This window comes from Propioniciclava soli (assembly GCF_038502305.1).
In the GTDB taxonomy this organism is placed as follows: Bacteria; Actinomycetota; Actinomycetes; order Propionibacteriales; family Propionibacteriaceae; genus Propioniciclava; species Propioniciclava soli.
Window position 1 is genome coordinate 1131991 of record NZ_CP115965.1, and the last position, 12807, is coordinate 1144797.

At 72.7% G+C, this 12807-nt stretch carries 14 protein-coding genes; 4 read left to right on the plus strand and 10 right to left on the minus strand.

Features of this window, described 5'->3' with window-relative positions:
- Window positions 1–377 precede the first annotated feature (377 nt).
- Complete coding sequence (locus PCC79_RS05175; protein WP_342373195.1) at window positions 378–1142, minus strand: DUF1345 domain-containing protein; 765 nt, start codon at window positions 1140–1142, stop codon at window positions 378–380.
- Window positions 1143–1176: 34 nt separating this feature from the next.
- Window positions 1177–2142, minus strand: coding sequence for a diacylglycerol/lipid kinase family protein (locus tag PCC79_RS05180; RefSeq protein ID WP_342373196.1), 966 nt, complete (start codon window positions 2140–2142; stop codon window positions 1177–1179).
- Window positions 2143–2201: 59 nt separating this feature from the next.
- On the opposite strand from PCC79_RS05180, the gene PCC79_RS05185 reads away from it, so the two are divergent.
- Entirely contained in the window at window positions 2202–2498 is a 297-nt protein-coding gene (locus PCC79_RS05185; RefSeq protein WP_232548901.1) for a chorismate mutase, read from the plus strand.
- A gap of 3 nt (window positions 2499–2501) precedes the next feature.
- Here PCC79_RS05185 and PCC79_RS05190 read toward each other — a convergent pair whose 3' ends face one another.
- Genes PCC79_RS05190 through cysK form a run of 3 tightly spaced genes read right to left on the minus strand, consistent with a single transcriptional unit; the run spans window position 2502 to window position 5343 of the window.
- Window positions 2502–3230, minus strand: coding sequence for a glutamine amidotransferase (locus tag PCC79_RS05190; protein ID WP_342373197.1), 729 nt, complete (start codon window positions 3228–3230; stop codon window positions 2502–2504).
- Window positions 3227–4360 carry a carboxylate-amine ligase gene (locus tag PCC79_RS05195; RefSeq protein WP_342373198.1) on the minus strand — a complete coding sequence of 378 codons (1134 nt, stop codon included), beginning with the start codon at window positions 4358–4360 and terminating at the stop codon, window positions 3227–3229. Before PCC79_RS05195 ends, PCC79_RS05190 begins: the two co-directional genes overlap by 4 nt.
- Before the next feature lie 53 nt (window positions 4361–4413).
- Window positions 4414–5343 (minus strand): cysteine synthase A, encoded by a 930-nt coding sequence (gene cysK, locus PCC79_RS05200; RefSeq protein WP_232548898.1) that lies wholly within the window; start codon window positions 5341–5343, stop codon window positions 4414–4416.
- 983 nt (window positions 5344–6326) lie between these two features.
- On the opposite strand from cysK, the gene PCC79_RS05205 reads away from it, so the two are divergent.
- On the plus strand, window positions 6327–7235 hold the full coding sequence (locus PCC79_RS05205; RefSeq protein WP_342373199.1) for a type IV toxin-antitoxin system AbiEi family antitoxin domain-containing protein: 909 nt from the start codon (window positions 6327–6329) through the stop codon (window positions 7233–7235).
- A 173-nt stretch (window positions 7236–7408) separates the two neighbouring features.
- Here PCC79_RS05205 and PCC79_RS05210 read toward each other — a convergent pair whose 3' ends face one another.
- Window positions 7409–7828, minus strand: coding sequence for a hypothetical protein (locus tag PCC79_RS05210; RefSeq protein WP_342373200.1), 420 nt, complete (start codon window positions 7826–7828; stop codon window positions 7409–7411).
- Entirely contained in the window at window positions 7825–8415 is a 591-nt protein-coding gene (locus tag PCC79_RS05215) for a hypothetical protein (protein WP_342373201.1), read from the minus strand. The genes PCC79_RS05210 and PCC79_RS05215 overlap by 4 nt, the downstream gene beginning before the upstream one ends.
- A gap of 137 nt (window positions 8416–8552) precedes the next feature.
- On the opposite strand from PCC79_RS05215, the gene guaA reads away from it, so the two are divergent.
- Window positions 8553–10112 (plus strand): glutamine-hydrolyzing GMP synthase, encoded by a 1560-nt coding sequence (gene guaA, locus PCC79_RS05220; RefSeq protein ID WP_342373202.1) that lies wholly within the window; start codon window positions 8553–8555, stop codon window positions 10110–10112.
- Between the two features lie 38 nt (window positions 10113–10150).
- A complete protein-coding gene (locus PCC79_RS05225; RefSeq protein ID WP_342373203.1) occupies window positions 10151–11014 on the plus strand; it encodes an oxygenase MpaB family protein in 864 nt (287 codons plus the stop codon).
- Between the two features lie 65 nt (window positions 11015–11079).
- Here the strand turns inward: PCC79_RS05225 and PCC79_RS05230 are convergent, their stop codons facing one another.
- From PCC79_RS05230 to PCC79_RS05240, 3 genes are read right to left on the minus strand one after another with little or no spacing between them, the layout of a single operon-like run.
- Window positions 11080–11331 carry a PspC domain-containing protein gene (locus PCC79_RS05230; protein ID WP_342373204.1) on the minus strand — a complete coding sequence of 84 codons (252 nt, stop codon included), beginning with the start codon at window positions 11329–11331 and terminating at the stop codon, window positions 11080–11082.
- A gap of 55 nt (window positions 11332–11386) precedes the next feature.
- Window positions 11387–11560, minus strand: coding sequence for a hypothetical protein (locus PCC79_RS05235; RefSeq protein WP_232548891.1), 174 nt, complete (start codon window positions 11558–11560; stop codon window positions 11387–11389).
- Window positions 11557–12717 (minus strand): PspC domain-containing protein, encoded by a 1161-nt coding sequence (locus PCC79_RS05240; protein WP_342373205.1) that lies wholly within the window; start codon window positions 12715–12717, stop codon window positions 11557–11559. Before PCC79_RS05240 ends, PCC79_RS05235 begins: the two co-directional genes overlap by 4 nt.
- Window positions 12718–12807 lie beyond the last annotated feature (90 nt).

Consider the following 12807-nt stretch of genomic DNA (forward strand, 5'->3'; position numbering starts at 1 on the left):
CGCCTGCAGGGAAGACCTGTACCCCTGGTGGGTGGCTGCGTGACCGAGTCGTTCGAGGTGGCAGTGGGAGTCGACGTGCTGCTTGTCACAGGTCAGCTGAGCCAGCGTCGCCCTGTGCGTCCTTTCCGTCGTGGTGCGCCCAAGCGACAACGGCGGTGCCCAAACCAGTGCCTCGGGTCGAGGATGCCCCCCGGCCCTGCGTCCCATGGGGAAGGGGCGTGGACCCACAGGCGACGGCCCCGTTCGACTTCGTAACGAACCCCCGTTGCCGTGTGGCAGAAAGCCCAGGGCGTTGGTGATCGTGCGCAGCGGCGGCCCGAACAAGTGAGTCGGCCCACCCTGGAACCGGGTTCCAGGAGCCGGCCTGCCCCGCGGGGTCAGGACCCGACGGTGCTGATGGCGCCGACGGCGACGGCCAGCACCACGGTGTTGAAGACAAACGCCAGGACGCCGTGCAGCGATACCTTGCGCCGCATCCGGCGGCTGGCGACCTCCACGTCGGTGGTGCCGAACGTGGTCGACACCGCCACGGCGAAGTAGAGGTAGTCCACCGGGCGGCGCGCGGCGGCCCGTGCGCCTAGCGGGGGGCCGGGCGCGTCGTCCCAGGGCTGCGCCCCGGCGTCCGCCTCCGGATCGTCGGGGAAGCGCAGCTGCGTCCAGCCGTGCCGGCCGTCGGTGCGCAGGTAATCCAGGCCGAAGGACAGCAGCATCGTCAGCCAGCTCGCGATGAGGAGCATCACCGTGAGGAGCAGGTCGACCACCCCCAGGGAGCGGTCCACGACGAGCAGCACCGCGAACACCAGCGACAGGTACGAGACCATGACAGCCAGCCCTGAGCCGGGCTCCAGGAGCAGCACGTACCGGCGTACCCAGGTCGGCTCCCGCGAGGCCTCGGCCCAGCGCACCAGGCGGGGCCACGGCTGCAGGTACAGCGCCGCGGTGAGCGCCACATAGCCGGCGAGGTACAGGGCCAGCCACCCGAGACCCCAGCGCGACACGACCTGGTGGGGCTCGGCCGCCACCGGGTTGGGGCCGAACACCGACGTCACCACCGCCACGGCCACGGGGGCGGCCAGCGTGGAGCGGCGGAGCTCCGTGCTGAGCACCCACCACCAGGGATCGAACCGACGCCGCGCAGCCATCACGCCGGTGAGTGTGCCAGACCCGGGTGACAACTCAGCGACCACGGCGTACGAGCAACGCGCCGGCCTGGACGCGCACCCGCAGGTCGGCGACCGTCCCGACGACGTCGCCGTCCAGGTGCAGGGGCGTGGGGTGGTCGGGGACGGCCCACACCGTCCGGGCCTGGTCGTACCGCAGCGCCGTCACCTCCCGCGCGTGGTGCAGGATGCCCTTGGCGGCCACCTCACCCCACTGCAGCGGTGAGCGGATCGGTACCTCCAGCGTGTCCAGCACCCCGTCGAAGGGGGACGCCGTGCCCACCACCCGCACCCCGGCCGGGATGGCACCGCAGTTGGCGACGATGAGCGTCCACGTCCGGATGCGTCGCGCCGGCGTCATGTCGAGCGACACGCGCATGTCAAGGGGGTGGGCCCGCAGCCGCCTGAGGCCGGCGGCGACGTAGGCCAGCCAACCCAGGCGATCCTTGTGCTCGGGACGGGTGTCGTGCACCGTCGCTGCGTCGTGACCCACGCCCGCCATCACCAGGAACGCCCGCTCGCGCGTCGGCGTCCCGACCACCCCGTCCGCCGACACCGGACGCCAGCTCGCCCAGCCCACGTCGACCGGTGTCGCTCCCGGCCGCAGCGCCCGCCGAATTGCCGCGCGCAGGTGCCGGGTGCGCAGCCCGAGGTTGTGGGCGAAGAGGTTGGCCGTTCCGAGCGGCAGGATGCCGAGTTCGACCCCCGAGCCGGCCAGCGCCTCGGCGACCTCCCGGACCGTGCCGTCCCCGCCGCCGACCACGACCTGGCGGGCGCCGCGCGCGAGGGCGGCGCGCGCCTGGGGGCCGCCGGCGTCCTCGCGGGTGGTCGTGACGATGTGCGGATCGCCGAGGCCGCCCGCCGCGCACATCGGGCCGATCTCGCGGCGGGCGCGCGCGTACTGGCCGGCCTTGGGGTTGAGGATCACCCAGACCGGGGACGTGGGCTCCGGGCCGGAGAAGGGTTCGTCGTGCGCGGGCACCCGTCCATTGTGACCCCAGGCGGCCCGATCCGCGGACGCCGCGGCGTTAGGGTGAGCCCATGAGCGATGTCCCCGCCGACCTGGCCGCCCTGCGCGCGAGCATCGACAACCTCGACCGGGCACTCGTGTGCCTGCTCGCCGAGCGTTTCCGCATCACCCAGGCCGTGGGCCACCTCAAGGCCGACCGGGGGATGCCGGCGTCCGACCCGGAGCGGGAGCGGCGCCAGATCGAGCGGCTGCGGGGGCTGGCCGACGAGGCGGGCCTCGACCCGGAGTTCGCCGAGAAGTTCCTCACCTTCATCGTGCGCGAGGTCGTGCGCCACCACGAGCTGATCGCCCGCGACGCTGAGGAGTGAGGTTCAGCCCGCGAACGCGCTGACGAAGTTGCGCAGGATGAGCGACGGCACCTCGCGCACCCCGGACGCCCGGGTCTCCTCAATGAGCTGGGGCAGCTCGTCGGGGTGGAAGTAGCCGGCGTGCGCGTAGATCCGCAGCCGTTCCACCAGGCGTTCCACGTCGAGCTCGGGGTGGAACTGGGTGGCGTAGGCGCGGCGTCCGACGCGAAAGGCCTGGACGGGGCAGGCGTCGCCGGTCGCGAGCAGCACCGCGTCGGGCGGGAGCGCCGCGCACGCCTCCTTGTGGCCCACGAAGGCGTCGAAGGTGGCCGGCAGCCCGGCAAACACCGGGTCGGACGCCGCCGCGTCGGTCAGCGACACCGCGACCGCACCGGGCCGCTCGCCGTAGGACTTGTCGACCACGCCGCCCAGCCGCTGGGTGATGAGGCCGACGCCGTAGCACAGGCCGAGGAACGGAACGTCGTGGTCGAGTGCGGCGTCCAGGACGCGGCCGAGGTCGTCCTCCACCCGCTGCTGAACCGCCGACTTGGTGGCGTCGGAGGCGTTGTACTGCCCGCCGCCCACGATGACGCCGGCGTAGTCGGCCACGTCGACGTCGGGCAGCGGGGCGTGCTCGGCGCGCAGCGAGACGAGGGCGTCCGGCTCCAGCCCGGTGAACGTGCACAGGGCGTCGTACTCGGCCGCCGCGGCCTCGTCGTGGTCGCGGATCGACAGGTGCAGGAACGGCTTCACAGATCCTCCTCGAGCGAGGCGCTCGTCTCGGCCATCAGGGCCTTCGTGATGGTGGCGGGGTCCGCGCCGTCGGTGGCGAGCGCGCGTTGTCGCTCCGCGGACGTGCCGTGGGTCAGCAGGCGGGTGGTGACGGCGAGGGCGTCCGAACAGCCGAGGTCGGACGCGATCGGTGTGAGCTCGGCGAGCCAGCGGTCGATCTCGTCGCGCAGGGGCACGGGGGTGCCCGCGGCGTCGATGAGCTGGGCGTCGAGGCCGTGGCGGGCGGCGCGCCACTTGTTCTCCCGGACGAACCACGCCGGTCGGCGGGGCGGGGCGTCATCGGCATCGTGGTGGCGCCAGAACCACTCCGTGAGGCACTGGCTCCAGGCGGCGACGGCACCCAGCTCGGCCAGGGTGGGGGAGCAGTCGGCGACCCGGTGCTCGACGGTGCCGAACTTGGGGGCAGGCCGGACGTCCCAGCGGATCTCGGTGGCCTTGGTGGCCATGCCCGCGCGCTGCAGGTCGGCCACGTAGGCCTCGAAGGCGGGCCAGTCCCGCACCTGGTCGGGCGGCAGGCCGTTGGTGGCGAGCTGTTGGAACAGCATGGTGCGCTGCGACGCAAACCCGGTGTCCTCGCCGGTGAAGAAGGGGCTGGACGCCGTCAGCGCCAGCAGCACCGGCGCCGTCTCGGCGAGGAAGTGGGTGAGGGGCAGGGCAAGGCGGACGTCGGGGACGCCGACGTGCACGTGGGTGCCGCAGATCAGCATCCGGCGGCCCCACCAGGCGTTGCGTTCGGCGACGGTGGCGTACTGCTCACCGGGGCTCACGGTGGCGTCGTCCGGACGGGCGCCCGGGTGGGTGCCGGCGGCGAGGACGGCCAGGCCCAGGGGCGCGGCGGCGTCAGTGACCCGGCCGAGCAGGGCGCGCATTTCGGCGAGGGCGTCGGGCACGGTGGCGTGCACGCCCGAGACGAGCTCGATCATCGTGGTGAGGTACTCACCGACGATGGGACCGTCCTCGGTCGCGCCCAGGGCGTCCAGCAACTCCGGGGCGCGCGGCGCGAGGGCACCGGTCGCAGCGTCCACGACGAAGAGTTCCCACTCCAGGCCCAGCGAGCCCCGGGTGGAGGAACCGAACGGGATCGGGGCCACGGCCACGCCCGGCGTGCGGGCGGCGTCCGTGGCCCCGGAGGTGCCGTTCAGGGTCAGTCCAGCAGGTCGGCGTAGAGCACCGAGCTGAGGTAGCGCTCACCGAAGCTCGGGATGATGACGACGATCGTCTTGCCCTCGTTCTCGGCGCGGGAGGCCACCTCACCGGCGGCCTTGAGGGCGGCGCCGGAGCTGATGCCCACCAGCAGACCCTCGTCGGTGGCGGCCTTGCGGGCCCACGAGACGGCGTCCTCGGAGGCGACCGGGATGATCTCGTCGATGACGTCGCGGTCGAGGATCGCGGGGACGAAGTTCGCACCGATGCCCTGGATCTTGTGGGGCGCGGGCGCATTGCCGGCGAGCACCTGCGACTCGGCGGGCTCCACGGCGACCATGCGCACGTCAGCCTTGCGCTCCTTGAGCACCTGGCCCACACCGGTGATGGTGCCGCCCGTGCCGACGCCACTCACCACGATGTCGACCGAGCCGTCGGTGTCGTTCCAGATCTCCTCCGCGGTCGTCTTGCGGTGGATCTCGACGTTCGCCTGGTTCTCGAACTGGCGGGCCAGGACGCCGCCCCGCTCCTCGGCGATCTCGTTGGCCTTGTTGACCGCGCCGCGCATGCCCTCCGGGCCCGGCGTGAGCACCAGCTCGGCGCCGAACGCGCGCAGCAGGGCGCGCCGCTCCTTCGACATGGTCTCCGGCATCGTCAGCACCACCTTGTAGCCGCGCGCGGCACCGACCATGGCGAGCGCGATGCCGGTGTTGCCCGACGTGCCCTCGACGATGGTGCCCCCGGGCTTGAGCTCACCGGACGCCTCCGCGGCGTCCACGATCGCGACGCCGATGCGGTCCTTCACCGAGTTGGCCGGGTTGTAGAACTCCAGCTTGGCCAGCACCGTCGCCTTGGCATCGGGGAACAGATTGTTGATCTTCACCAGCGGCGTGCGGCCGATGAGTTCAGTGACGTTCTCGAACACGTTCATGCCTCCTCACCCTACCGGGCGACGCCCCGTATTCCCGACCGCATCTCATTGGTCGGCGCCCGGATACCGGGGTGGTCTTGCGACGATTCCTCCATGGTTCCGGGGCGGACGCCCCCCACCCCAGGTCGGCGCCTCCCACCCGGTCGGGCCTCCCACCCCGGTCGGCGCTGGGGCGGGCTGGGCGTTCAGCATGGTTTCGTGCCCCGGCGCCGTCCCTTGCCCGAATTCCCACGACCCGTCGAGGTCACCTGGCGCTCTCCTGACGGGGCGCACCCTCGGGCCCACGTGGCGGGGGTTCCCACGTCGTGGCGCAGTGGAGCCCACGTGGCGGCCCTTGCACGGCCCTCCACGTGAGCGGAGCTGCGCCACGTGCAGATGAGGTGCGCCACGTGGGGCAAGCGGAGGCGTCCATGCTGCGTCAGGTCGTCTGAGCTGCGCCACGTGGGGCAAGCGGGGGTGTCCATGCTGCGTCAGGTCGTCTGAGCTGCGCCACGTGGCACTGCGTCAGGTGCGTCACACCCGGCGGGGGCGCCAAGCGGCTCCAACGGTGAGTGGTTCGGTTCTGAGCCGGGACGCCGGCCCCCGCGAGAGTGCCCAGGCGAACACGGGGGCCGTCGAGCCACGGCGTTCTCCGCGGGGTCCGTGGGGTCCGTGGGGTCCGTGTGGATGGGCCACGCGGCGCACCTGGGGCTCACGTGGCGGGATGCCCCACGTCGTGGCGCAGTGGAGCCCACGTGGCGGCCCTTGCACGGCCCTCCACGTGAGCGGCGCTGCGCCACGTGGAGATGAGGTGCGCCACGTGGGGTCCGCGCTGGGATGCGCGGTGCGCCAGGTGGCGCCCGAGTGCGCCACGTGGCGGCCACGTGCGCCAGGTGGGGCGAGGCGCCAGGTGTGGGGAGCGTGATCGCGGAGTTCTCCACAGATGTGGCCCGGATCGGGTTCCCGAGGGGCGCCGGACGCGCGAGGAGTGGTGAGCTGTCGCCATGGAGCTTGAGATCTTCACCGCGAAACAATTGGCCGGAGTCGGCGTCGGCCCCCGGGAGGTGGCGCGTGAGCTGGCAACCGGCAAGCTGATCCGGCTGCGACGCGGCGTCTACCGGCCCGGCGGGCAGCTCGACCCCACCGACGCCCATCGGCTCCAGATTGCCGCGGCGAGGCTGGTGTTGCCGCGGGGGGTCGTGAGTCACGGCAGCGCGGCAGTGCTCCATGGTCTGCCGGTGCCCGGCTCGGCGATCCAGAGGGTGTCGTTCACCCAGTCGGTCCGCGGACGGGGGCACGTCTCGGGATCGGTCCATGTCCGGGGTTGCCCGTTGGAGGCCGACGAGATCACCGAGATCGACGGGGTGCCATTGACTTCGCTCGCCCGCACGGTCTCCGACCTCGCCAGAGAGTTGCCTTTCGAGTGGGCAGTCGGGGTGGCGGACGCCGCCCTGCGCCTGGGCGCCACGCGTCCCGAGCTGCTGGACGAGGTGGAGCGGGCGCGCCGGCGTCCGGGCAATAGGCAGGCGCGCGCAGTGGTGACCTTTGCCGACGGTCGTGCCGAGTCCGTCGGTGAGTCGCGGAGCCGGGTGATCTTCGCGCGCAGCCTCATCGCTGAGCCGACGCTGCAGCATGAGGTGTGGTGCGATGGCGTGCTGATCGGGCGCAGCGACTTCGGGTGGATCGACCAGCGGGTGCTCGGGGAGTTCGACGGGAGGGTGAAGTATGGCCGCTCCCGGTTGCGCGACGAGACGGCCGAGGACGCTGTCGTCCGCGAGAAGATTCGCGAGGACGCGCTGCGCCGGGAGAACTGGCTGGTCGTGCGGTGGATCTGGCCCGACCTCGACCATCCCGACATGCTGGTGCGTCGCATCCGGGCGGCGCTCGCGTCCGGGCGAGACATGGCTGCCTGACCTCCAGCCGGAGGCAGGAGAGTGGCCGCACCCCCGTGGGGGAAGCCGGTTCACCGCGCACCCGGGGCACCAACGCAGTGCGGATCACGACCACGTGGGTTCGAGGTGCGTCACGTGCGTGTGAGGTGCGCCGCGTTCACAGGTCCGGCGTGCGCCGGGTCAGGGCCGACCCGTCAGGGCAGCAGCGCCAACGCGCCCAGCCCGACCGCGACGGCCACGCCGAAGGACGCCAGGGTGCCCACGATGAACCGCTCGGACGCCCCGCCTGCCTGTTGCAACTCGGGGTACCGGCCGAGCCCCTTGATCGCGACGACGATCGCGATCAGCTCGGGGTGCTGGGCCATGATGGCGCCGGTGATGGCGATGCGCTCCAGGATGCCCACCCACAAACCCCCACGCAGCAACGGTCGCGGCTCGGCGGAGCGCGGGGCCAACAGGGGCACGAGGCGTCCGGTGCTGTCGCGCTCCATGGTCGGCAGGATCACCTCGGGCACCCGCGCCAGCCGCAACACCCCCACGGAGACGGCCCAGCCGACCAGCACGGACGCCACGAGCGCGCCCACGATGATCCCCGCCACCAGCCACGGATTCATGACGCGTCAGCCTCCTCCAGCAGTCGGACGAGCACAGGGTAGCCCGCCCGCTCCACGCCGATGGCGGACGCGGTGAGCGTCTGCGACACGTTCTGCGGGGTGACGCCGAGCGTCTCGGCCGCCGCGCGCTGGGTGGCGGACGCGTCGACGGCGTCCACGACCACCCACTGCGTCGACGTGCGCCGGAGCACCATCGTGCCGATGAGCCCGATCAGCGCCTCCACCTCGGCGGCGAGGTCGGGGGCGGACGACGAGGCCACGGACACGCGGACGGGACCAGCGCCCTTGGCGCGCTCGACCGCGTCGCGGGCGTCCAGCAACGCCGGGCCACGCGCAGCGCGCACCGAGGCCGGCAGCGGATGCTCCACCGCGCCGATGCCCAGGCCGGCCGACCAGCGTCCGTCGCGCAGGACGATGAGCAGGGCGTCGAGGGCGGCCCGGCCGTCGGCGGGCAACCCCTGCACCTCGTCGCCCACGGTGCGCTCGAACGGCAGCACCGTGCGGACGCCGCCGAGCAGCCCGAGCAACTCCGGCACCAGGTCGTCACCACGGCGCGAGAGGCGCTGGTCGATGGTCAAGGCGAACATCCATCAATCCTGACCACTTTAGACAGCGAAGTCAATCTTCAAAGCTTGCCGATGAGCACTGGCGGCCGTGCCGGGCGTCGGTCCCCGGCGGACGCCCTCCCTACGGTCCTTCCCCGGGGCGACGGTAGGGTTTCCCCATGACCTCGGTTGAGTCCCACCGCCCCGTCATCGTCATCGACTTCGGGGCGCAGTACGCCCAACTCATCGCGCGCCGCGTCCGTGAGGCGAAGGTGTTCTCCGAGATCATGCCGCACACCGCATCGGTGGAGGCGATCATGGCGAAGGATCCGCTCGCGATCATCCTCTCCGGCGGGCCCCAGTCGGTGTACACCCCCGGTGCTCCCCAGGTCGACCCGGCCCTGTTCACCCAGGGCGTTCCCGCGCTCGGTATCTGCTACGGCTTCCAGGCCATGGCCGCGGCGCTGGGCGGCGAGGTCGCCCGCACCGGGTTGTCGGAGTTCGGCCGGACGCCGACGCGGCTGGACGCCCGCGGCGTCCTGTTGCAGAACCTCCCGGACACCTTCTCGACCTGGATGAGTCACGGCGACTCCGTCCAGCGCGCGCCCGAGGGGTTCGCCGCCTTGGCCCACACTGCGGGTGCCCCCGTCGCCGCCTTCGAGGACGCCGCCCGTCGACTCGCGGGCGTCCAGTGGCACCCCGAGGTCATGCACACCGAACACGGCCAGCAGGTGCTCGCCCAGTTCCTCAGCCAGGTCGCCGGCATCGAGCCGACGTGGACGCCGGCCAACATCGTCGACGAGCAGGTGGCGCTCATCCGCGAGCAGGTGGGGGACGCCCAGGTGCTCTGTGCCCTCTCCGGCGGTGTCGACTCCGCGGTCGCCGCGGCGCTCGTCCACAAGGCCGTGGGTGACCAGCTCACCTGCGCGTTCGTCGACCACGGGTTGCTCCGCAAGGGCGAGCGCGAGCAGGTGCGGGAGGACTTCGTCCGCATCACCGGCATCAACCTCGTCGTCGCCGAGGCGGAGGAGCAGTTCCTCTCCGCCCTCGCCGGCGTCTCCGAGCCCGAGACCAAGCGCAAGATCATCGGCCGGGAGTTCATCCGTGTCTTCGAGCACACCGTGCGCCAGATCGACGCGGCCACCGACATCAAGTTCCTCGTGCAGGGCACCCTCTACCCCGACGTGGTCGAGTCCGGCGGCGGGGAGGGCGCGGCCAACATCAAGAGCCACCACAACGTGGGCGGGTTGCCCGACGACCTCCAGTTCACCCTCATCGAGCCGCTGCGCACCCTGTTCAAGGACGAGGTGCGCGCCGTCGGTGCCGAGCTCGGCCTGCCCGACGAGATGGTGTGGCGCCAGCCCTTCCCGGGCCCCGGCCTGGGCATTCGGATCATCGGAGAGGTGACGCGCGAGCGCCTCGACATCCTCCGCGAGGCGGACGCCATCGCCCGCGAGGAGCTCACCCGCGCCGGCCTCGACCGCGAGGTCTGGCAGTTCCCCGTCGTGCTGCTGGCCGACGTCCGCAGCGTCGGCGTCCAGGGGGACGGCCGCACCTACGGCCACCCCGTCGTCCTGCGCCCCGTCACGAGCGAGGACGCCATGACGGCCGACTGGGCGCGGCTGCCCTACGAGCTGATGGAAAAGATCTCCACCCGCATCACCAACGAGGTCCGCGAGATCAACCGGGTCGTGGTCGACGTGACCTCCAAGCCGCCGGGCACCATCGAATGGGAGTGAGCCGTCGCGTGGGGGCGGTCGGTCGAACGGCCGGCAGAGTGCTGCGCCCCGCCCAGCGTCTCCTCGGTGAGACGCTGCGTGCCCGTGTCGCCGGCTCCGACGCCGCCGACCGCGGCCACCAGATCTGGGGCCAGCCGGGGGAGCGGTGGTTCAGCCCCACCGACCCGATCTGGCGCGTGCACGAGGACGCCTCGATGTTCCCGGGCGGCGTTGCCGCCCTGCTCCTGCAGTCGCTGCACCCGCTGGCCATGGCGGGCGTCGCCGGCCATTCGGGCTACAAGGGCGATCCGTGGGGACGCCTGCAGCGCACGAGCCACTACATCGCGATCACCACCTACGGCACGATTCCGCACGCGACCCAGACCATCGACCACGTCGCCGCCGTCCACGAGCGCGTCCGCGGCAAGGACGACCGCGGCCGTCCATACCGCGCCAGCGACCCGCACCTGCTCGCCTGGATCCACGCCGCCGAGATCGCCAGCTTCCTCGCCGCCCACCGGGTCTACGGCGCGCACCCGCTCAGCGCCGCCGACGCCGACACCTACGTGGCCCAGACCGCGGTGCCCGCGGCGCGGCTGGGCGTGCTCGACCCACCCACCTCGGTGGCGGCGTTGGCCGCCGTCCTCGCGGCCTACCGGCCCGAGCTGGAGCTGACCCCCGCGGCCGCCGAGACCATCGACTTCCTCCTGCGGACGCCCCCGCTGCCCGGCGCGGCCCGTCCGGGTTACTGGATGCTCGCGGCGGGCGGTATCGCCGTCCTGCCGCCGTGGGCCCGCGCGCTGGTCGGCACCCGCCTTCCCGTCCCCGTCGGTCGCGCCCTGGGCAGGGCCGGCACGGCCACCGTCCGCTGGGGCCTGGCAGGCATCGACTCCGGACGCCGTCCCGCACCCCCACCCGACTGAGGCCCCGGGCCCTGGACGCACGGCGGCCCGGACGCCACGAGGGCGTCCGGGCCGTCGGTGTGAGGTCAGGAGCGCGAGGGACCCGAGCCGAACTGACGCTTGAGCTGGTTGAAGCCGGTCTCGCCGCCGTCCTCGTAGGGCAGGAACAGCCACAGGGCGACATACGCCATCCAGCCGAGGGGCTGGATGAAGATGGCGGCGAGCAGGAACAGGATCCGGACGATCGTCGCGTCGATGCCGAGCGTGCGGGACAGCCCGCCGCAGACACCGGCGATCACCTTGTCGGAGCGGCTCCGGACGAGTGAGGTGGAGGCCATGGTTGGTTTCCTTTCGTTGGTGGTCGAGGGGACGTCGGACGCAGCGTCCGACGGATCAGGGTGGGGTGCGGGAGGCGAACAGTCCGAGCAGGCCGAAGATCACGAGGGCGACCGGCGCACCGACCCACACCCAAGGCCAGTGCACGGTGCCGAAGGCGTCCCACAGGCCCAGCCCGGCGACCAGCAGGCCGACGAGCCCGAGCACGAGCGCTGTCACGTCCGTCTTCACGGCTGCACCTCGACCCGGCCGACGTCGAGCGCGGCGCGCACGGTGAGCACCGGAGCGCTGGGATCGTCGATGCGTTCCCACGTCAGGGTCTGCTCGACGCCGTGGGCGGACGCGTCGGGCGCGACCAGGGAGCCGACATCCACGCTGGCCTCCACCCGCACGTTGCCGGAGGCGGGGAGCAGCACGGTGAGGCGTCCCATGTCCTGTCGGTAGGTGACCGTCTCCGTCTGCACCACCACGGCGTCGCGCAGGTTGATCGTCTGGTCACCGGAGGGCAGCTCGGTTTCGGACGGCACCGCGACGGGGCCGACGGCGCGGTGCATCTCGGGTGCGACCAGGGCCGACGGTGCCGGGATCAGCAGCATCGTCACGGTCGCTGCCGCGGCCACCACGGTGGCGGGCACGAGCCCGCCAGGTCGGCCGTGGACGGCACGGCCGGGGCTCGCGACGACGATGAGCGCCAGCGAGAGCACCGCCAGGGTGGATGCCACCCAGGCCAGCCCGGGCACGTCGGTGCCCCGGGCCACGAGCACGCCGAGCGCGCTCCAGGCGCCCCCGAGCACCACGACGACGCCGCACCAGGTGCGCCAGCCGCGCCGGCGGCGTGTGCCGGCCGGTGCGCGGGTGCCGTCCGGCGCGGGCGCGGTGGCGGCGCTCAGCGGCGGCTCCCAACCGGCCGGACGGCCGGCGTCCACGTTGTCGAGGCGGCTCTGCCAGGCCAGTGCGAGGCGCTCGAACTCCGTGCGGGGTGTGGCCGGGTCGCTGGGGGCGGGCGCGGGGGCCGACTGTCGGCCGCGTCCGAGCCGCAGCACGAGCCAGACGATGCCCATGATCGCCAGCGCCCCGGGGCCCGCGCCGGTGACCACCAGACCACCCAGGGTGGCCGTCACCACGGCGAGCACCAGCGTGCCCCGCGACCAGCCGCGGGTGAAGGGCAGGAGGTGACGGATGGGTTCGCCCGCGCCACCCGTGCGCGGGATCAGCGCCCAGCCGACGAGGTAGGCGCCGATGGCGACGCCGTTGGTGATCAGGGCCGCGGCGACGAAGCCGAGGCGCACGAGGAGGGGGTCGATCCGCCACTCCCGGGCCAGCGCGACGCAGACGCCCGCGATCTGCGCGGCGTGGGGGTCGCGGCGCAGCGCAGGAACGTCATTCACCGTTCCAGTGTGTCCGATGCCCCCGGCCGGCTGATCAGGGAATCCCCGAGGGCACCCCGGGGTTGGTGTCAGCCCGTGGGCTCCCCTCGC